Annotated in this window: 20 protein-coding genes and 1 pseudogene; 11 read left to right on the forward strand and 10 right to left on the reverse strand. The window is 31.0% G+C overall.

Annotated elements, in window-relative coordinates; all coding sequences use genetic code 11:
- A partial coding sequence (locus SPD90_RS12460) for a formate--tetrahydrofolate ligase (RefSeq protein ID WP_320925200.1) occupies nucleotides 1–154 on the forward strand: 154 nt, incomplete at its 5' end.
- A 165-nt stretch (nucleotides 155–319) separates the two neighbouring features.
- Here the strand turns inward: SPD90_RS12460 and SPD90_RS12465 are convergent.
- The 6 genes from SPD90_RS12465 to SPD90_RS12490 all read right to left on the reverse strand — a co-directional run bounded on the left by SPD90_RS12465 (nucleotide 320) and on the right by SPD90_RS12490 (nucleotide 5711).
- A complete protein-coding gene (locus SPD90_RS12465) occupies nucleotides 320–1162 on the reverse strand; it encodes a DUF2812 domain-containing protein (RefSeq protein ID WP_320925443.1) in 843 nt (280 codons plus the stop codon).
- A gap of 38 nt (nucleotides 1163–1200) precedes the next feature.
- Nucleotides 1201–1515, reverse strand: a complete 315-nt coding sequence (locus tag SPD90_RS12470) for a PadR family transcriptional regulator (protein ID WP_320925444.1) — start codon at nucleotides 1513–1515, stop codon at nucleotides 1201–1203.
- A gap of 183 nt (nucleotides 1516–1698) precedes the next feature.
- Nucleotides 1699–2475: an HpcH/HpaI aldolase family protein gene (locus SPD90_RS12475; protein ID WP_320625145.1), complete on the reverse strand. Its 777-nt coding sequence runs from the start codon at nucleotides 2473–2475 to the stop codon at nucleotides 1699–1701.
- Nucleotides 2476–2544: 69 nt separating this feature from the next.
- Nucleotides 2545–3549 carry a M20/M25/M40 family metallo-hydrolase gene (locus tag SPD90_RS12480; RefSeq protein ID WP_320925445.1) on the reverse strand — a complete coding sequence of 335 codons (1005 nt, stop codon included), beginning with the start codon at nucleotides 3547–3549 and terminating at the stop codon, nucleotides 2545–2547.
- Nucleotides 3509–5425 (reverse strand): heavy metal translocating P-type ATPase, encoded by a 1917-nt coding sequence (locus SPD90_RS12485; RefSeq protein WP_320925446.1) that lies wholly within the window; start codon nucleotides 5423–5425, stop codon nucleotides 3509–3511. The genes SPD90_RS12480 and SPD90_RS12485 overlap by 41 nt, the downstream gene beginning before the upstream one ends.
- An 88-nt stretch (nucleotides 5426–5513) precedes the next feature.
- On the reverse strand, nucleotides 5514–5711 hold the full coding sequence (locus tag SPD90_RS12490; RefSeq protein ID WP_320627328.1) for a hypothetical protein: 198 nt from the start codon (nucleotides 5709–5711) through the stop codon (nucleotides 5514–5516).
- A gap of 163 nt (nucleotides 5712–5874) precedes the next feature.
- Here SPD90_RS12490 and SPD90_RS12495 point away from each other — a divergent pair, with 163 nt between their 5' ends.
- The 5 genes from SPD90_RS12495 to SPD90_RS12515 all read left to right on the forward strand — a co-directional run bounded on the left by SPD90_RS12495 (nucleotide 5875) and on the right by SPD90_RS12515 (nucleotide 10690).
- A complete protein-coding gene (locus tag SPD90_RS12495) occupies nucleotides 5875–6192 on the forward strand; it encodes a metal-sensing transcriptional repressor (RefSeq protein WP_320627329.1) in 318 nt (105 codons plus the stop codon).
- Nucleotides 6193–6508: 316 nt separating this feature from the next.
- Complete coding sequence (nrdD, locus tag SPD90_RS12500) at nucleotides 6509–8638, forward strand: anaerobic ribonucleoside-triphosphate reductase (protein ID WP_320925447.1); 2130 nt, start codon at nucleotides 6509–6511, stop codon at nucleotides 8636–8638.
- 19 nt (nucleotides 8639–8657) lie between these two features.
- Entirely contained in the window at nucleotides 8658–9158 is a 501-nt protein-coding gene (gene nrdG / locus SPD90_RS12505; protein ID WP_320925448.1) for an anaerobic ribonucleoside-triphosphate reductase activating protein, read from the forward strand.
- A 148-nt stretch (nucleotides 9159–9306) separates the two neighbouring features.
- Entirely contained in the window at nucleotides 9307–9645 is a 339-nt protein-coding gene (locus SPD90_RS12510) for a DUF5684 domain-containing protein (RefSeq protein WP_320624581.1), read from the forward strand.
- Between the two features lie 163 nt (nucleotides 9646–9808).
- A complete protein-coding gene (locus SPD90_RS12515) occupies nucleotides 9809–10690 on the forward strand; it encodes a LysR family transcriptional regulator (protein ID WP_320624580.1) in 882 nt (293 codons plus the stop codon).
- Here SPD90_RS12515 and SPD90_RS15310 read toward each other — a convergent pair.
- From SPD90_RS15310 to SPD90_RS15265, 3 genes are read right to left on the reverse strand one after another with little or no spacing between them, the layout of a single operon-like run.
- Nucleotides 10650–10886: a DUF362 domain-containing protein gene (locus SPD90_RS15310; RefSeq protein ID WP_442909080.1), complete on the reverse strand. Its 237-nt coding sequence runs from the start codon at nucleotides 10884–10886 to the stop codon at nucleotides 10650–10652. The two genes, SPD90_RS12515 and SPD90_RS15310, sit on opposite strands and share 41 nt — an antisense overlap.
- A complete protein-coding gene (locus SPD90_RS15260) occupies nucleotides 10844–10966 on the reverse strand; it encodes a hypothetical protein (RefSeq protein ID WP_331680176.1) in 123 nt (40 codons plus the stop codon). Before SPD90_RS15260 ends, SPD90_RS15310 begins: the two co-directional genes overlap by 43 nt.
- Nucleotides 10963–11145 carry a hypothetical protein gene (locus SPD90_RS15265; protein ID WP_331680175.1) on the reverse strand — a complete coding sequence of 61 codons (183 nt, stop codon included), beginning with the start codon at nucleotides 11143–11145 and terminating at the stop codon, nucleotides 10963–10965. The genes SPD90_RS15260 and SPD90_RS15265 overlap by 4 nt, the downstream gene beginning before the upstream one ends.
- A 282-nt stretch (nucleotides 11146–11427) precedes the next feature.
- On the opposite strand from SPD90_RS15265, the gene SPD90_RS12525 reads away from it, so the two are divergent.
- A complete protein-coding gene (locus tag SPD90_RS12525) occupies nucleotides 11428–13722 on the forward strand; it encodes a hydratase (protein WP_320925449.1) in 2295 nt (764 codons plus the stop codon).
- A gap of 77 nt (nucleotides 13723–13799) precedes the next feature.
- Here SPD90_RS12525 and SPD90_RS12530 read toward each other — a convergent pair whose 3' ends face one another.
- Nucleotides 13800–14471: a hypothetical protein gene (locus tag SPD90_RS12530; protein ID WP_320624578.1), complete on the reverse strand. Its 672-nt coding sequence runs from the start codon at nucleotides 14469–14471 to the stop codon at nucleotides 13800–13802.
- 242 nt (nucleotides 14472–14713) lie between these two features.
- Here SPD90_RS12530 and SPD90_RS12535 point away from each other — a divergent pair, with 242 nt between their 5' ends.
- From SPD90_RS12535 to SPD90_RS12550, 4 genes and pseudogenes are all read left to right on the forward strand, one after another.
- A complete protein-coding gene (locus SPD90_RS12535) occupies nucleotides 14714–15097 on the forward strand; it encodes an ArsR/SmtB family transcription factor (protein ID WP_320925450.1) in 384 nt (127 codons plus the stop codon).
- A gap of 227 nt (nucleotides 15098–15324) precedes the next feature.
- Nucleotides 15325–15531, forward strand: a pseudogene (locus tag SPD90_RS15315) (cation transporter); the annotation flags it as partial.
- An 84-nt stretch (nucleotides 15532–15615) separates the two neighbouring features.
- Nucleotides 15616–18294 carry a heavy metal translocating P-type ATPase gene (locus tag SPD90_RS12545; RefSeq protein WP_442909082.1) on the forward strand — a complete coding sequence of 893 codons (2679 nt, stop codon included), beginning with the start codon at nucleotides 15616–15618 and terminating at the stop codon, nucleotides 18292–18294.
- 177 nt (nucleotides 18295–18471) lie between these two features.
- Entirely contained in the window at nucleotides 18472–19509 is a 1038-nt protein-coding gene (locus tag SPD90_RS12550) for a M14 family metallopeptidase (RefSeq protein WP_320925451.1), read from the forward strand.
- Nucleotides 19510–19609 lie beyond the last annotated feature (100 nt).

Raw genomic sequence — 19609 nt, forward strand, 5'->3', positions numbered from 1 at the left:
TAGAATAACAGTTAGACAAGTAACTATATCTGCAGGAGCAGGATTCGTAGTTGCATTAACTGGTGAAATAATGAAGATGCCAGGACTTCCAAAAGTTCCAGCAGCTGAAAAGATTGACGTTGATGAAAACGGAGTAATATCTGGATTATTCTAGGGATTATTAAATCGATACAATTAAATATTAATATATATACATAATCAAATGAAATGTAAGACAGAGTTATCAATATTATATAACTAGCTAAGTAAAAAATAAGAATTCATTGGTTATAAAAAAAGATAGTGTGTGATTTTATCACACACTATTTTTTCGTTAAATTTATTTGTTGATTTCATCCATCGGGACTATATTTTCCCTTACAATTTCAATTAATAACATAATAGATAGTATAAAAATTACTAAATATGGTAATTTTAAAATATTTAAAATGAATAAATAAACCCAATAATCTATATTCAAGTATGGAAGTAGTAAAAGCAATATGCAATCTAAAAGTATCAGGTCTAATGAAATCATAAATAAAGATCTTATTTTTAATGATTTTAAACTTGGATATCTAATAGGTTCTTTTTCATTTAAACTTTTCTTAGCTCTATATAACCATATAAAATTCTCTATTGCAGAAATTATACATTGGGCAGAGAATAATACACCGAATAAATATATCCAATTAAGATTTTCTAAGTCGACAAAATCTTTAAATACCAAATAGTTTATAAAAACTAAAGTAATTATACTAGTAAGAAATCTTTGTTTAATTGCCTTTGATACAGGCTCTAATTTTAATGTATCATCGGTTTGTATAGGCGGTGTATTTATATCGTCGGAAATAAATATTTGATAGCTAGATGAATAATGGTAATCAGTAGTATTATCTATATTAGTTATATGTTTCCAGCCTGTACTTTCACAAATCTCTATGTAGTTAGGCATATTAAATGATGATAAATTAGTAGATTCAGAGCACTCTTCAAGTATATCTATACAGAATTTGACTTTTTTAGATTCGCATTTTTTAAATTGGAAAAAACGCATAATAGGAGATATAGAGTTAAACATCCATCCTTTTTGTGCCATTTCTTCTAAATAAAGCTCTAATGAAGTACAATCGTTTTCATTGAAACGAATAAATTTTATTAATTTATCTTTTCCTATTCTCATATAGGGACCTCCTTTTCACATGGAATTATTAGTTTTTATTAATTTCTGTCTAAAAAATTCTTGCCATCGTTGACCATAACTAGGAGTCTGTCATATTCTTCTTTTAATGTGTTTATACCGTCGTCGGTTATAATGTAGCTTATTTTTCTGCCTTCTACGGATGTTTCTCTTATTAATCCGGCTTGCTGAAATTTTCTAAGTAGAGTATATAGTGTCCCAGGTCCTACTCGAATTCTTCCGTTTGAAATAGTTTCAACCTTTTTCATGATGTCGACTCCACAGCATTCTTCAGTAAGCGCTAGAAGTACATAATACATAGGTTCAGACAGAGTTTGAAACTGCTTTCTAGCCATAATGTCCTCCTTTTTAAAATATAATATCGAGTATCGATATTTATAATTAAAGTGTAATATCGATACTCGATATTGTCAATTATATTGAATCAAAAATATAATTACAGAATTGTTACTAGTTCAAAAAGTTTAAGAGGGGATGATTACATCCCCAAAAAGCTTTCGTATTTTATATGGATTTGATTATTCGCCTTTAGCTTTATCGACTATATTTTTAAATCCATCTACTAAAATATTTGCGTCTAATGAATAAGTAACTATATCAAAGCCTTGTTTGTAGTATTTATCGATATCATCAAATCTTCCAGTAAATACAGAAGAAATCTTATTGTATTTTTTACAAGCTGCTAAAATTCTTTCTACGGCTTTTAAAAATTCTGGATTATCAAATTGGCCTGGAATTCCCATAGAAATTGATAGATCAAAAGGTCCTATAAATATACCATCTACACCATCCATAGATACGATTGTTTCTATGTTTTCTAAGCAACCAACTGTTTCGCATTGTAATATTATTAGGGTATCTTCATTTTCTTTTTGCATGCCAACTTCTATTGGTTGTCCTTGTGGGTGAGAATATCCCCAATAATCTTTACGAGAAGGGCAGAAGCCTCTCTTTCCTATAGGGCTGAATTTGCCGTATTCAACGACTTTTTTTGCTTGTTCAACTGTTTCTATACAAGGAACGATAAGTCCCTTCGCACCTATATCTAAAGGCTTAAGAATCGCTGGTCTTGATACTTCGCGAACTCTGACTAGAGGAACTAGACCCACACTATCGCAGGCTCTCATGTAATCCATTGAGCTTTCTGGTTCGAAAGGTCCATGTTCGTTATCTATAATTATAAAATCAAGCCCTGTTTGACCTAAGCATTCAACTACACTCATTGATCCTAGTTCGAAGAAGGTACCTAGGATTTTTTCGTTTTTATTTATTTTCTCTCTTAATAGATTTGACATAAAAAACCTCCATAGTATTATATTTGTTAATTAAATTATAATACAATAGAGGTTGAAAAAAATGATTATTTACAATATATGGTAGATTATTTTGGCTAAAATGTCGTATGAGAATTTTAGTGATTTAAAGCTAATATACTCGTTGGCTCCGTGTATGCCGGAGATATTGTTTTTTATATCTAGAGGGAAAAAGCCTAGTGTAGGAATTCCTTTTTCTCTAAATAATCTATTATCGCTGTATCCTGGTGTTATAACAGGTAGCAATTTATAGCCAGCAAGTTCTTTTTGAATTAGGTTGAAAATAAGTTCGTGATTAAAAGTGTGGCTTTTATTTAATAGAATATCTACGTTTTCATAAAAGTATCTATTTGGAATTTTTCTCTTTGTTTGTAGATGGCGTTTGTTGTAAAACTCTAGTGTATTTTGATTGTAATATCCCATTTCTATAGCTTTACTAAAAATTTCATCGATTTTATCTGGTGTATAATTAGTATTATTTATTTCTTCGGAATCCATGTAAATTTCTCCTGTTTGAATGGTGAAATAAATATTATTGTTTAATGTAATAGGGTAACCACCGCTTTCTCCAAAAACTAATTTTACATCGTCTAAAATATTAGTATTATCTATAATCCATTTTGTTCCATATTCACCATCGCTTTCTTCATCACAGGCGCATAGAAATATGATAGTATTTTTAGGTTTTTTATCACTTAAATAAATATTTTTCATAATAGCCATCCAAATTGCAATCAATCCTTTGCAGTCTAATGTGCCCCTACCGACAACACAGTTATTGACAATCGTAGCTTTATCGGGAGGAAAGAGCCAATTTTCCTCGCTGTAATTAGCTGTGTCTATATGACTGTGAAGCAAAATAGACTCTTGGTTTTCTCCTCTGATAGTTGCATATAGATTTCCTTTATTAGGAACGGGCTCGTAAATTTTGTTTTCGATGCCGATTTCGTCGAATACTTTTTTTATATAAAGCACACCTTCAGTTTCGTTGTTCGAGTCGGTAGTAGTATTTATATTAATTAGATTGGATAGATAATTTACTACTTGTTCTATCATTTTTATACTTATATCCTAGCATTCTAGAGGAATTTAATACTACGAAAATTGAAGATGCATTGTGGATTATAGCGGCTGCTATAGGGTTTAAGAAGCCTAATCCAGATAAAAGTATACCAACTATATTTACAAGGACTGCAAAGACCCATATATTTTGTTTTATGATAGAATAAGTTCTCTTGCTAAGAGCTAGAGTCTCGCATAGAAAATCTATTCTATCTGACATCAAGGTTATATCAGAGGCATCTGATGCTATATCTGTTCCTGCCATACCCATAGCGATTCCTACGTTTGCAAGAGTAAGTGCAGGGGCGTCGTTTATTCCATCACCAATCATAGCTACGTATTTTCCTTCTGATTGTAATTTTTTTATATAGTCTAGCTTTTCTTGTGGAAGAAGGTTTGATTTAAAATGTTTTATACCGACTTCTTCACAGATTGCGCTTGCTGTATATTCATTGTCGCCAGTAAGCATTACAAAGTCTTCTATTCCTAGAGTTTTTAATTCGTTGATAGTATCCTTTATATAAGGTCTTACTGTATCTGCTATAGATAAGCAGCCTAGTATATTTTTATTTGAAAGTACAACTAGAGCTGTTCTTCCAAGTTTTTCCTCGTGACCTAAAAATTCATATATTTTATCAGAATCAAAGCCTTCAAAATTTAATTCTTCTAGAGCTCTTCTATTTGATACCTCGTAAATTTTTTCATCTAATTTTACTTTTACTCCTCGACCAAACAGCATGTTGAATTCACCATTTGGAATATTATTCATATTTATATTTTCTTTATCTACAAGATATTTTACGATAGACTTTCCAATAGGATGACCTGAATTTTTCTCTACTATTGCTAGTGCTTCTAAAAATTCTTGTTTTTTAGATTCATCGCATATGAACATATCCACAACCTCAGGTGTACCCTTAGTGATAGTTCCAGTTTTATCGAAGCATATAGTTGTGACTTTTGCGAATTCCTCGATTACAACACCGCCCTTTATTAGAACGCCTTTTTTAGCTGCATTTCCGACGCTGGCGATAACAGCAGTTGGAGTCGCCAAAACTAATGCACATGGGCAAGCTATTACTAAAATAGACATAACACGCATTATATCCTTTGTAAGTAGAGCAGTTACAAAGCATATGAAAAGTATAGTTGGAAGGAAGAATTCTGCGAATCTGTCGGCAGTTTTTTGGACGTTGCCTTTGTTTTCTTGGGCATTTTTTACAGTTTTTATAATTTGACCAAGGATAGTTTCATTTCCTATTTTTTCAGTAAGTATTTCAATTACACCGTTTTCGTTTAAAGTACCTACAAATACTTTGTCATGGATGCTTTTATCCACAGGCATAGATTCCCCTGTTATTGCAGCTTCGTTTATTGTCGCTTGACCATTGTTGATAATTCCATCTACTGGAATTTTTTCTCCTGCTATAACTTGGATTATATCCCCAGGTCTGACTTCACGAATAGATACTAGCTCGAATTTATCGCCGATTTTTTTTCTACATTTATGAGGGACTAGCTTTATAAGAGAGCGAACTGCGTTTTGTGTTTTTTTCATAGTTAAATCCTCTAGAAACTCTCCAAAAATCATCATAAATGAAACTATTGAGCCAGATAAATATTCTCCCACATATGTAGTTCCAATTAGAGCTAAAACTACTAAAAGCCCAGCTGTAACTTTTTTCTTTTTAATAGTTGCAAGCAAGGTTGATCTTATTACTACAAATCCTCCTATTACTAGAGGGATTATTTCAAATGGAAATGGAAGCGAAATTTTTATAAAAAAATGAAATAAAATAGCAAGTATATTTAATAGTAGTAAAGTCATTGGAAGAATGTATATTTTATTTTTTGTGATAAATCTATTCATATTTTATACCCCTTTCTTATTAAATTTATAATTTAAAACCTGAGAGAAATAAAATTCCCTCAGGCGTATATGGTTGTTAAATTACTTATTAGTCTTCTTTTTTCTTAAATAAACCGAATTTCTTTTTCTTATTATGATTATCGTCTGAATGTTCATGATCATGGTCGTGATCGTGATGATGATGGTGATGACCGTGACAATGATCGTGGTCATGATCTTCACTTATTCCAAATAAATCGTCCATATCTTCTATATCATCTAATATTCCGTGGTGGCCTTCATGCATTTTTATTACCTCCTTTATCCCCCTAGGGGGGTTATTAATTATATTATAGATTCATAATAAAAATATGTCAATTAATTATCTAAAATGATTAAATAGTAATTTTATGAGGTATAATTTAATCTATAAGCCTTAAAAAAATTAAAAATAGGTAGGAGGGAGTTACATGACTAACGGAAACCACGATCATGTACATACAAACCACGTACATTCAGATGAAGATTATAAAAAATTAATAAATAGAATGTCTAGAATAATTGGACATGCGAACTCTGTAAAAACTATGATGGAGGAGCACAGGGATTGCACAGAGATTTTAATACAAATATCTGCAGTTAAATCGGCGTTAAATAACTTAGGTAAAAAAATTCTAGAGGATCATATAAACAAATGTGTCGTAGATGTAGTTGGAGATGATAAGCTACAGGAAAAGCAAAAATTATTGAAGGATTTAAATGATGCAATAGATAAATTTGTTAGATAAATTAATACAAAATCTATAGAATTTAAAAATATAATTTTATGAATTGCTTAAAGCCCAGTAAATACAATGTATGTATAATTATTGGAAAAATCTATATATTTAATTTTATTTAAACTAGCTTGATTAGGCACAATATATAGTGTAAAATAAACCAGTCGATACTATATATTGTGCTTTTGAAAAATTATACATAAGAAATAGCAATTCTTCAATTTTTAAATTATACAGACATATTTATATAAGGTTATAGCTATTAGTATTGATAGATTTATGATTAATAATGAGATTAAAACTAAAGGTAAAAAAGGAGATAACGATGACAGCGAATTTAAATATAATAAAGAGGGATGGAAGTAAAGTAGAATTTGATAAATCAAAAATAAAAAATGCTATATTAAAAGCTATGAAATATGGTAGCGGTATAATGGAACAAGAAATAGCAAGTGATATAGCTGATGAAATAGAAAAACTGTATTTACAAGAATCATCTTCTCCAACTGTGTATAAAGTAGAAGAGTTGGTATATAAAGAACTAATAGATCATAAACAAGAATTAACTGCAAAAGCGTATGAAGGCTATAGAGCAGTTCAATCTTTTAAGAGAGAAGTAAATACTACAGATGATAGTATATTAGGGTTACTAGACAAAAGTAACGAGGATGTTTTAAATGAAAACTCTAACAAAAATGGACATTTAGCATCTACGCAAAGAGACCTAGTGGCAGGAGAGGTTTCAAAGGATATAGCTAGAAGAAAATTAATACCTGCACATATTGTTCAAGCTCATGATGAAGGTGCCATTCATTACCATGATATGGATTATGCGATACAGCCGATACACAACTGCATGCTAATCAACCTAGAAGACATGCTAAACAACGGAACAGTTATAAACAACAAATTAGTAGAATCACCAAAATCATTTGCTACAGCATGTACAGTTACAACTCAAATAATAGCTCAAATAGCAAGTGGACAATACGGTGGAAACTCAATAACTATAAAACATATAGCTCCATTTTTAAGAGTTTCATACAATAAATATTTAAATAAATATATGGAAAAATACAGCGAAGAAATGGCGCATGAATTAGCTGAAGATAGAATGCTAGAGGAATTAAAATCTGGTATACAAACAATCAGATACCAATTATCTACATTACACACAAGTAATGGTCAATCTCCATTCTCTACAATATATCTTGAAATAGAAGAAGGCGGAGAATACGAAAGAGAAGAAGCTCTAATCTGTGAAGAAATGATACGCCAAAGATTAGAAGGTATGAAAAACTACAAGGGACAAGAAATAGGAGAAGAATTCCCAAAACTTGTCTATCTACTAGATGAACACAACTGTCTAGAAGGCGGAAAATACGACTATATAACTAGATTAGCAGCTAAATGCAACACAAAGAGATTAGTGCCAGATTACCAAAGTGCTAAAATCATGAGAAAAAATTACGATGGAGAAACTTTCCCTCCAATGGGATGTAGATCTCATTTAAGCAACTGGAAGGACGAAAATGGAAATTATAAATGGTATGGAAGATTTAATCAAGGAGTAGTAAGTCTTAACTTAGTTCAAGTAGCTTTAACAGCAAATAAGGACATGGATAAATTCTGGGAAATCCTAGATGAGAGACTAGAATTATGCAGAGAAGCTTTAATGGTTAGACATAACTTATTATTAGGAACTCCTTCTGATATATCACCAATTCACTGGCAACACGGTGGTATCGCTAGACTTAAAAAGGGTGAAAAAATAGATTCATTATTAAAAGACGGATACTCAACATTATCTCTAGGATATGTAGGTGTTTACGAAATGACTCAAGCAATGCTTGGTGTATCACATACAACTCCAGAGGGTGAAAAATTTGCATTAGAAGTAATGAATCATTTAAAAGACACTTGCGATAAATGGAAGAAAGAAACAGGACTTGGATTTGGATTATATGGAACTCCAGGAGAAAGCTTAACTTCTAGATTCTGTAGACTAGATAAACAAAAATTCGGCGAAATAAAAAATGTAACTGATAGAATGTACTACACAAATTCTTATCATGTTCATGTTGCTGAGGAAATAGATGCCTTCGAAAAATTAAAATTCGAAAGCCAATTCCACGATATAAGCTTAGGTGGATGTATAAGCTACGTAGAAGTTCCTGATATGAGTAAAAATTTACCAGCAGTGGAACAAATAATAAATTACATCTACCACAATATCCAATACGCAGAAATAAACACAAAACCAGATGTTTGCTTCAAATGTGGATATACAGGAGAAATCAAATTAGACGACGATATGGAATGGTATTGTCCAAACTGTGGAAATAGAGATAAAAACGAAATGCAGGTTATGAGAAGAACTTGCGGATATATAGGCTCTAATATGTGGGGTAAAGGACGTACTCAAGAAATCAGCCAAAGAGTTTTACATTTATAAGAAAATTGGAGTGATTTTAATGAGATTTTCTAAAATAAAGGATAACGACATAGCAAATGGATTAGGAGTTACAATGTCTCTTTGGACTCAAGGATGTCCTCATCACTGCAAGGGGTGCTTCAATGGAGAAACCTGGGACTTCAATGCAGGTCAGGAATTCGAGGACTCAGATTTAAAATATATAATTGAAAATATAAATAAAAATAACGTACACAGAGATCTATCTATATTAGGGGGAGAGCCACTTTGCCCTGAAAATGTAGATGGAGTAATCGAGGTATGTAAGATGTTTAAAGAAAAATTCCCTGAGAAGAAGATATATTTATGGACAGGATATACTGTAGAGCAATTTAATCAAAAGCAAAAGGATGTTCTAAATTATATAGATGTTTTGGTTGATGGTCCATTTGTTCAAGATAAAAGAAATTTATCTCTTATGATGAGAGGTTCTTCTAATCAGAGAGTTATAGATGTTAAAAAGAGTATAGATGAAAATAAAATAGTTTTATTTAGAGAGTAAAAGTTAAAAAAGGCTGACTGATATACATTTGTAAATATCGGTTAGCCTTTTTCTAATATATAGAAAATATATATTTGTAAAATATTGACTGATATCTATGTTTTATATATAATGAAAATACTTAATAGAATAAGAGGAGGGTATTTTAATGAGTGTAATAATTTATTTAGCAGTAGTTGTATTAATGTTTGCTTCTATGTGGGTAATTTTTGAAAAGGCTGATCTTGCAGGATGGAAAGCTATAATACCTATTTATAATACATATTGCCTTTGTAAAATTACTTGGGGAAATGGATGGATATTTTTAGCATTTATTGTTCCTTTAGTAAACATAGTTGTAGCTATTATGACAATGTATAAGCTAGCAAAGGTATTTGGAAAGGGAGTAGGATTTTGTATTGGATTAATATTTTTATCAGTAGTTTTCTATCCTTTATTAGCATTTAGTGATTCAAAATATATGGGACCAGATAAAAAAATAGCATAATTTGTTGGCAAATAATTAAGAAATCTTAGGCGTAAATTTTTTTTTAGAATTTACGCCTTTTTTAATGTGTATTCACGCAGATAACTATAATATTGTCTGTTACAATTTGCTTTGATAAAATAAATATAAAGGAAATTGTTATTATAAATGGAGGTGGTAAATTATGAGGGATTCAGATTGGGAAATACTATATAAATTATATAAAACGCCTAATATGACTAAGGTTGCTGATATGCTGTATATAACTCAACCATCTCTTAGCAAAAGGGTAAAAAATATCGAAAAGGAATTTGGTGTAAAAATAATAACGAGAACATCAAAGGGAATAAGATTTACTTTGGAGGGTGAGTATCTGGCGAAACGAGCTAAGGATTATCTGGACTTTATGGAGGATGTAAAGGAAGGCCTAGCTCTATACAAGGATCAACTACAAGGTGTGATAAAAGTCGGTTCACCTTATACTTATAGTAAGTTTGAATTGACGGATGTATTATTTGAATATAGAAAGAAAAATAAAAATATTAATTTTGAGATTATGAATGACCAAAGTAATAATTTATTTAAAATGATACTAAAAAATCACATAGAGCTTGGATTTATCTGTGGGGATTTTGAAGGACCGGTAAATAAAATTTTGGTCAAACAAAATAAGGCATATATAGTATCTAAAAAGCCGATTGATTTGGAAGAGTTGCCTAAGATGCAACGTATTGATTACAAAACAAATGACAAGAGCAAAGAGATTTTAGATAAATGGTGGTATGATATATACAGAGAAAATCCACCGGTAGGAATGTTTGCAGGCTATATAGAATTTGCATGGCAGTTAGTAGATAAAGGCTTTGGTTATGCATGCTGTTTCTTACCAGAGGGATTTGAGAAGGAATATAATTTATATACAATGCCACTACTCGATTCTGATGGAAATAATATAATTAGAAATACATGGCTTGTGTATCCAAAGGAAAAACAGTTGAGTATAATAGTTAAAGATTTTATAAAGTTTATTGAAGATAATGTGAAGATAGATTTAATCGATGTTTAATAATTAAATGATAAAAAGTGTAAATAGGTGCTGTAAAAATAACAGTCCAATTTTCGAATGATATAGCGTCAAAGTTACATGCACCTATACAACGTCCACAGCCTGCACAAGTATCTGGGTTTATGCCCATTTTTTTAGTTTCAAGATTAAATATTAGTCCATTGTTGGCACATTGTTTTTGGCACTTTTTACGTATTCACCACCAGCTACAGGAACTTCTATATCGTCAGTTCCTTTTAGCCCATCGCCGATTAATATTGGACATCCAACTGTCAATAGAGTAAATCCAATCCTAGGTTACCAAGTTCACCAAAGTGCATTTTTATTGCTACAAATTTTTTATCCATATCTATATCAGCAATACCAGCTTCTTTTATTAGCTTTTTTAATTTTGTTGGAAGACCTTCACCTAATTTTGTACGGAAGTCTGTAAAATAAACTTTTGATTTACTCATAAATTTCCCTCTGTCTTATATTATTAAATTTTTAAAATATATTATAATGGTTGAAGTTAACTTCAAGTCAAGTGAAAGTTGCGATAAAAATAATCTATATTGTAAAATTTATTGATATGTTATGCTTTTTAGGAATAATATATATGAAAAAACTATATTAGACTTTAATCTAATATAGGAGTATATTTTAAGTATAAGTTTTGGTGAAAAATTTATTCAAAAGTAATAAAATAGATATAGACATATTTTAATAATATAAAGTAGATGAAAGGGAGATTTGAAATGATTAAATTATACGATGAAGGTGTCTATCTAGTAAACGGTGATGCCATAGTAAAAGAATCAGAAGCTGAAAAGGTTGAACAACTAACAGGCAAAAAAGCAAACAAGGAAGAAGCTAAAAAAGGAACAATAGCTTATTCTATATTAGAAGCACATAACACTTCTTCTGATATGGACAAGTTAAAAATAAAATTCGATGCAATGGCATCTCATGATATAACATATGTTGGTATAATCCAAACAGCAAAAGCATCAGGAATGAAAAAATTCCCAATTCCTTACGTTCTTACAAACTGCCACAACTCACTATGTGCAGTAGGTGGAACAATAAACGAAGATGACCATATGTTTGGTTTATCAGCTGCTAAAAAATACGGCGGAATCTATGTTCCAGCTCATATATCAGTTATACATCAATACATGAGAGAAATGATGGCTGGTTGTGGAAAAATGATATTAGGATCAGACAGTCACACTAGATACGGAGCTCTTGGAACAATGGCAGTAGGAGAAGGTGGTGGAGAACTAGTTAAACAATTACTAGAAGACACTTACGACATCGCTTATCCAGGTGTAGTAGCTATTTACTTAGAAGGTAAACCACATCCAGGAGTAGGACCACAAGATATAGCACTTGCTATAATAGGAAAAGTATTCAAAAATGGATACGTTAAAAATAAAGTAATGGAATTCGTAGGACCAGGGGTTGCATCAATGACTACAGATTACAGAAATGGTGTAGATGTTATGACTACTGAAACTACATGCTTAACTTCTGTATGGAGAACAGACGAAGATACAAAAGCATACTTAGCTGCTCACAATAGAGTAGAAGATTACAAAGAATTAAATCCAAAAGAAGTTGCTTACTACGATGGATTAGTTTATGTAGATTTAAGTGAAATTAAACCTATGATAGCTCTACCATTCCATCCAAGTAACGTATATGAAATAGATGAATTAAACGCTAACCTTGAAGAAATACTAACAAAAGTAGAAGAAGACGCTAAAAAATTAATAGACAATCCAGAAATAGAATTCAGTCTAACTGATAAAATAGTAGATGGAAAATTACAAGTTCAACAAGGTATCATAGCTGGATGCTCAGGTGGTACTTACACAAGTGTAATGCAAGCAGCAGAAATACTTAAAGGTAAAAACTGTGGAAATGATGAATTCTCATTAGCAGTATATCCATCATCTCAACCAGTATTTATGGATTTATTAGAAAAAGGTGCTATATCTACTTTAATGGCATCTGGAGCAACTATAAAAACTGCATTCTGTGGACCATGCTTCGGAGCAGGAGATACTCCAGCTAACAACGGTTTAAGTATAAGACATACAACTAGAAACTTCCCTAACAGAGAAGGTTCTAAACCAGGAAACGGTCAAATGTCATCAGTTGCTTTAATGGATGCTAGAAGTATAGCAGCGACAGCAGCAAATGGAGGTATCTTAACTTCTGCAACTGATTTAGTAAATGAAGCTAATATACCAGGCTACAAATTCGATGATTCTGCATATAGAAGCAGAGTATACCAAGGATTTGAAAAGGCTGACGATGAATTAGATTTAGTTTACGGACCAAACATAAAAGATTGGCCAGCAATGAGTGCATTAGCAGACAATATATTATTAAAGGTTTGCTCTAAAATACTAGATGAAGTTACAACTACAGACGAATTAATACCATCAGGAGAAACTTCAGCATTCAGATCTAACCCATTAAAATTAGCTGAATTCGCATTATCAAGAAGAGATCCTGAATACGTAGGAAATACAAAAGCAGTTGACAAAGTAGAAAAAGCTAGATTAGAAGGACAAGATCCAACAGCTCTAGATGCTAAGCTTGCTGATGTTTACGCTAAAATAACTGAAAAATTCGATATAGACGACGTTAAAGATATAGAAATAGGAAGTATGATTTACGCTAAAAAACCAGGTGACGGTTCTGCTCGTGAACAAGCTGCTAGCTGCCAAAGAGTTATGGGTGGACTTGCTAACATCTGTAAAGAATACGCAACTAAACGTTATCGTTCAAACGTTATGAACTGGGGTATGGTTCCATTCCAAATGGAAGCAGATGCTGAGTTTGAGGTTGGAGATTATATATTCGTTCCAAATATAAGAAAAGCATTAGATGGAGATATGAAGGACATAAAAGCTTATGTTATAGGAGATGAAATAAAAGAATTAAGCCTATACATAGCTGATATGACAAATGATGAAAAAGAAATAGTTAAAGCTGGATGCTTAATCAACTACAACAGAAACCGCAAAGCTAATAAATAGATATTAGATTACTATTCAAAAAAATATAAAAAAGGGAGCTACTTTAAAATCGGTGAGCTCCCTTTACTTATGCAATTTTACATTTCCTCTTCATCAAATTCTTCCATATTGATATTAGACATATCAGGTCCCATATTCACAAAAGGATAGTTTGGATACATCATGTTAGGAAACATTTCTGGATACATATTAGGGAACATATTTGCAGGATACATAGGTTTTGGTATAGGAACATATCCCATATAAGGCATAGATGGATGTATATAAGACATTTGGTTATAAGGTATATTCATGTTTTGGAAATTTTGGTTTGGCATACCTTGAGGATTTTGTTGATTTTGATCTGTAAAGCCTTGATTTCCCATATTTGGTGGCAATCCTTGGTATTGAGTATTTGGAAGTATCATATTAGGTATATTTTGTGTATTGTTAGACATATTTGAAGGTGGATAGTATGGAATATAAGGTATATTAAAATCCTCTTCAGGTGGAATATTAGTGTACTCTTCGTTTTGATTTTTTACATAATTTTGTTCGGGTGTAGTATTATTTTGGTTCTCATTAAATTGAGAGTAATCAATGTATCCGTTGTTAAACTGAGAATAATCTATATACCCCTGATTGTTATTATATTGATATCCCTGCATATTTGAAGAATAATAAGGATTTAAATAAACCATAGGATCTATATAAGGCTGAGGATATATATAATTAGAGTTTACATTTTCTTTTCTATTGTTATTATTCATGTAAATTCTCCTTTCCTTTTAAATGAAGCAATTAAAAATTTTTCTAATAATATATATATTAAATTAATGGAAAATATATGTTTAAAGTAATTATTTATAAATCAAAAAATAAATCATAACAAAATGGAATTAAAAGTTAATAAAAAAAATCCGAAAATATGTTGCTAAATAAAAGTAAAGGTACTATTATAATAATATATGAACAGTTATTCATATGTTTGTTTAATATGGAGGGAATTATTATGAAATACGATATAAATGATGAAAATATAAGTGAATGTGAATGTAAGCACGATCATGAAGATATTGTTCAAAAAATAAAAGGTGATATGCCAGGAGAGGAAATGCTTTTAGATTTAGCTGAATTATTTAAGGTATTTGGAGATCAAACTAGAATAAAAATTATATTTATTTTATTCAAAGAAGAAATGTGTGTTTGTGATATAGCTAATGCATTGGGGATGACTCAATCTGCTATCTCACATCAGCTTAGAGTTTTAAAACAGGCGAGACTTGTTAAATTTAGAAAAGTAGGAAAGACAGTATTTTATTCATTAGATGATGAACATATAAGTCAAATATTTGCTTGTGGATTACACCATATAGAAGAAATGTATAAACATTAGAGAAGGAAGGGGATTATATGAGTACAGCAGCTTTAGTTAAAAAAGAATTGTTTGTTGAAGGTGCATTGACTAAAGACATGGCAGAGATGATAGAGCTTTTAGCTGTCAATGTTCCAGGAATAGAATCATGTGCAGTAAATACTGGAGAAAAGACATTAACTGTATCTCTTGATTCATCAAAAGATGAAGGTGCTATTGTTGAAGAATTGTCTTCATTGATAAAGACTATGGATTCTTCATTAAAGATAAGTACTTTTAGAAAAACGAGTGAGGATAAACCAAGCTTTAATAGTCAAGATAAGAGAGTAGATATAATATTAGGTGGATTAGACTGTGCACATTGTGCTGAAGTTATAAATCAAAAGGTTTCTGGTTTAGATTCAGTGCAAAGTTCAAATTTAAATTTTGTAAATAAAAAATTAAGTTTTGAGTTAAAGGATGTTTCAAATAGAGCTAAAACTATAGAAACAGTAATTAATATAATAGATACAACAGAACCAGGACTTGATATTCAAGTAATGGAGAGCAAAAAATCTAAAAAAACACAAGACAAAAGAATAGATATGATATTAGGTGGGTTAGACTGCGCACACTGTGCAGAAGTAATCAACCAAAAAGTAGAAGCGTTAGATGAAGTAGAAATATCAAATTTAAACTTCGTAAATAAGAAATTGAGCTTTGAATTAAAAGATGGAGCTAGTAGAAGTTTAACTATACAAAAGGCAATAGATATAATAAATACAACAGAACCAGGACTTGACATACAAGTTATAGAAAAAGCTTCTAGCAAAGGCAACAATAAAAAAGTAGATATGACTCTAGGTGGATTAGATTGTGCACATTGTGCAGAAGTAATCAACCAAAAGGTAGAAGCATTAGATGAAGTAGAAATATCAAATTTAAACTTTGTAAACAAGAAATTAAGCTTCGAATTAAAAGATGGAGTTAGTAGAAATATAGTTATAAATAAAGTATTAGATATAATAAATACAACAGAGCCAGGGCTTGACATACAAGTACACGACAACAGAAAGAGTAATTCTAGACAATTACAATTAAAATTAGAAAACTTAAAATGTATGCAATGCGCCGACCAAATAGAGTTTGAAACAAAACAATTACAAGGCGTAAAAGATGCTACTTTAGATTTTGGAAATTGCATGCTAGATATAGAATTAGATGGAAGTGTATCTAGAAGGGAAGTAGTAGAAGAAGTTGCAAAAATAGTTAAAAATCTTGAACACTGTATAAATATACAAGTAAAAGGTGTTTCAAAATCTCAAAATAAACAATTAAACAAAGCTGTTGAAAAGAAATTCGATAAAGACAAGATAGATAAATTGAGATTAATAGTAGGTATAATCGTATATGCTATAACATTTGCTCAAGAAATAATAGGTGGTCATGGTGAAGGAAGCATCATAAGTACAGTATTATTCATAGCAGTTTATTTAGTAGTAGGTGGAGATGTATTATTAAAAGCTGCTAAAAACATGAAAAATGGTAGAGTATTCGATGAAAACTTCTTAATAACAGTCGCTACTGTTGGAGCAATCCTAATAGGTGAAACATCAGAAGCAGTTGGTGTTATGGTATTTTACAAATTAGGTGTATTTTTACAAGGATTAGCAGTTGGTAAATCAAGAAAATCAATTTCAGCCTTGATGGAAATTAGACCTGATATAGCTAATTTAAAAATAGGAAATGATATAGAGGTTGTAGATCCAGAAGAAGTAGAAATTGGAGATATAATCGTAGTTAAACCAGGTGAAAGAGTTCCTCTTGATGGTATAGTAATAGAAGGATCTTCTATGGTAGATACATCAGCGCTTACTGGTGAATCAGTGCTTAGAACTGTAAAAGTAGAAGATGAAGTTCTTTCAGGATTTATAAACAAAAATGCATTATTAACTATAGAAGTAACTAAGGACTTTGGAGAATCAGCAGTTTCAAAGGTATTAGACTTAGTTGAAAATGCAAGTAGTAAAAAAGCAAAAACTGAAAACTTCATAAGTGTGTTCTCTAAATACTACACTCCAGTAGTTGTTGCGCTAGCAGCTATAATAGCTATAATACCTCCAATGGTTATAGATATGTCTAGTAAAGCTGTTTGGTATGACTGGATATTAAGAGGATTGACATTCTTAGTTGTTTCTTGTCCTTGTGCATTAGTTTTATCAATACCACTTACTTTCTTCAGTGGAATTGGTTTTGCATCTAAAAACGGTGTGCTAATAAAGGGAAGTAACTACTTAGAAGCATTGAGATATGTAGACACTGTAGTATTCGATAAAACAGGAACACTTACAAAGGGTGTATTCAATGTAACAAAAGTAAACGCAGTAAATGTTTCAGAAGATGAGCTTATGGAATACGCAGCATATGCAGAAGCAAACTCAAACCATCCAATAGCTAAATCAATAGTTGCAGCATACGACAAGGACTTAGATTTAAGCAGAATTGGAGAATACGAAGAAATAGCAGCACATGGTATAAAGGTAAACTGCAATGGAAAAATCGTTTTAGCTGGTAATGAAAAATTAATGAAAGCTAATAATATAGAATATGTAAAAGTTACAGAAATAGGTACAGTTATATATGTAGCAGTTGACGGCAAATTTGCTGGATATATAGTAATATCAGACGAAATAAAAGAAGACAGTAAACAAGCAATAGCAAAATTAAAAGAAATAGGAATCAAGCAAACAGTTATGCTTACTGGAGACAATAAAAAAGTTGCAGATTCAGTAGCTGAAGAATTAAAATTAGATAAAGTATATTCAAACCTACTACCAGATGAAAAAGTAGAAAAAATAGAAGAAATCTACCAAGGCAGAACAGAAAAACAAAAAGTTGCTTTCGTTGGAGATGGTATAAACGATGCCCCAGTTTTAGCTAGAGCAGATGTAGGTATAGCGATGGGTGGACTTGGATCAGACGCAGCTATAGAAGCAGCTGATGTAGTTATAATGAACGACGAACCAAGTCAAATAGCAAAAGCTATAGCAATATCTAAAAAGACTAATAAAATAGTATGGCAAAACATAATATTTGCATTAGGTGTAAAAATCATAGTTTTAATAGCAACTGCTGGTGGTGTATCTAACATGTGGGAAGCAGTATTTGCAGATGTTGGAGTTGCTTTGATAGCAGTACTTAACGCGATGAGAGCTATGAGAATGAAAGATAATAAATAGATTTATTTGTAAAAAGATTTGATTTATATCAAATCTTTTTATAATATATACTTAAAAAACAACAAAATTTAATATAAAATAGTTTGTAATTATAGGTATCCTGTTAAAACATAAAAATAAAGAACTTTGATTAACTACAAATAAAAATTTAAAATTATTTATACAGGAGAGATATATATGGATAAAAAAATAATATTAAAAGTTGGAGATTTAGTTGCAAATCCAGGAGAAAAAATACAAGGAAATGTAAGCTTGAAGGTAAATGATAACTATGATGTAAAAATACCAATTACACTAATTAACGGAGCTCAAGAAGGAAAAACTGTAGCTATAACAGCAGCTGTACACGGTGGAGAATACACAGGTGTATTCGGTCTAATTAAATTAACTAGAGAGATAGAACCAGAGGATTTGAAAGGACAATTAATTTTAGTACATATTACAAATGTATCTGCATTTGAGGCAAAAATGCAATATGTAGGACCAATAGACGGAAAAAATCTAAATAGATGCTTCCCAGGCGATAAAAATGGAACTCACACAGAACAATTAGCGTATTTTATTTCAGAGGAAGTGTACGGTCAAAGTGATTTTTTCCTAGATTTGCATAGTGGAGATATACATGAGGATTTAATGCCTTTTACTTTATATCACAGAGATGCAACTGAAGAAGTCAGAATGCAATCTAGAAAAATAGGCGAATTAATGAACTTAGGTCCTATTATAGGTTCTGGTTCAGATTGTGGTAGTATAAATGGTATGGCCATGAAATATAATATACCGGGAGTTTTGGCTGAATTAGGCTGTAGAGGTGAGTGTAATGTAGATCAAGCTATTTTATATAAAGATAGAATATTAAATGTTTTATATTATTATGGCTTATTAGATGGAGAAGCTTATGAGCCTAAGGAAACAGAGGTAGAATACGTTCACTGTATGTACTGCTTAGATTCAGATAAAGATGGTCTATGGTATCCATCTTATAGTGCGGGAGATCCTATTGAAGAAGGTCAAATTGTCGGGTATATTACAGATTATTTTGGAAATATATTAAAAGAATATTATTCACCTGTAACAGGAAGAATACTTTATAATACAACATCTTTAGCGATAAGAAAAGGAGATCCATTAGTTTCCTTCATAAGTAACATAAATACTTGTGAATGTTGTGCTAATAATTCTCTATCTGAACAACATAATATGGAAATGCTTTAATAGATTTAAATAAAAAATGCAATTTATAATAAAGAAATTTATTTTAATTGCATTTTTTATTGTAGAAAAACACTTATAAGGTATAACAAAATGGAATTAT

Origin of the sequence: Intestinibacter sp. (assembly GCF_034113885.1) — a bacterium.
GTDB lineage: Bacteria > Bacillota > Clostridia > Peptostreptococcales > Peptostreptococcaceae > Intestinibacter.

Bases quoted from the DNA above. Each gene is read 5' to 3' on its own strand.
- SPD90_RS12465 (WP_320925443.1), bottom strand. From the start codon at position 1,162: ATGAGAATAGGAAAAGATAAATTAATAAAATTTATTCGTTTCAATGAA.
- SPD90_RS12470 (WP_320925444.1), bottom strand. From the start codon at position 1,515: ATGGCTAGAAAGCAGTTTCAAACTCTGTCTGAACCTATGTATTATGTA.
- SPD90_RS12475 (WP_320625145.1), bottom strand. From the start codon at position 2,475: ATGTCAAATCTATTAAGAGAGAAAATAAATAAAAACGAAAAAATCCTA.
- SPD90_RS12480 (WP_320925445.1), bottom strand. From the start codon at position 3,549: ATGATAGAACAAGTAGTAAATTATCTATCCAATCTAATTAATATAAAT.
- SPD90_RS12485 (WP_320925446.1), bottom strand. From the start codon at position 5,425: ATGAATAGATTTATCACAAAAAATAAAATATACATTCTTCCAATGACT.
- SPD90_RS12490 (WP_320627328.1), bottom strand. From the start codon at position 5,711: ATGCATGAAGGCCACCACGGAATATTAGATGATATAGAAGATATGGAC.
- SPD90_RS12495 (WP_320627329.1), top strand. From the start codon at position 5,875: ATGACTAACGGAAACCACGATCATGTACATACAAACCACGTACATTCA.
- nrdD (WP_320925447.1), top strand. From the start codon at position 6,509: ATGACAGCGAATTTAAATATAATAAAGAGGGATGGAAGTAAAGTAGAA.
- nrdG (WP_320925448.1), top strand. From the start codon at position 8,658: ATGAGATTTTCTAAAATAAAGGATAACGACATAGCAAATGGATTAGGA.
- SPD90_RS12510 (WP_320624581.1), top strand. From the start codon at position 9,307: ATGAGTGTAATAATTTATTTAGCAGTAGTTGTATTAATGTTTGCTTCT.
- SPD90_RS12515 (WP_320624580.1), top strand. From the start codon at position 9,809: ATGAGGGATTCAGATTGGGAAATACTATATAAATTATATAAAACGCCT.
- SPD90_RS15265 (WP_331680175.1), bottom strand. From the start codon at position 11,145: ATGAGTAAATCAAAAGTTTATTTTACAGACTTCCGTACAAAATTAGGT.
- SPD90_RS12525 (WP_320925449.1), top strand. From the start codon at position 11,428: ATGATTAAATTATACGATGAAGGTGTCTATCTAGTAAACGGTGATGCC.
- SPD90_RS12530 (WP_320624578.1), bottom strand. From the start codon at position 14,471: ATGAATAATAACAATAGAAAAGAAAATGTAAACTCTAATTATATATAT.
- SPD90_RS12535 (WP_320925450.1), top strand. From the start codon at position 14,714: ATGAAATACGATATAAATGATGAAAATATAAGTGAATGTGAATGTAAG.
- SPD90_RS12545 (WP_442909082.1), top strand. From the start codon at position 15,616: ATGGAGAGCAAAAAATCTAAAAAAACACAAGACAAAAGAATAGATATG.
- SPD90_RS12550 (WP_320925451.1), top strand. From the start codon at position 18,472: ATGGATAAAAAAATAATATTAAAAGTTGGAGATTTAGTTGCAAATCCA.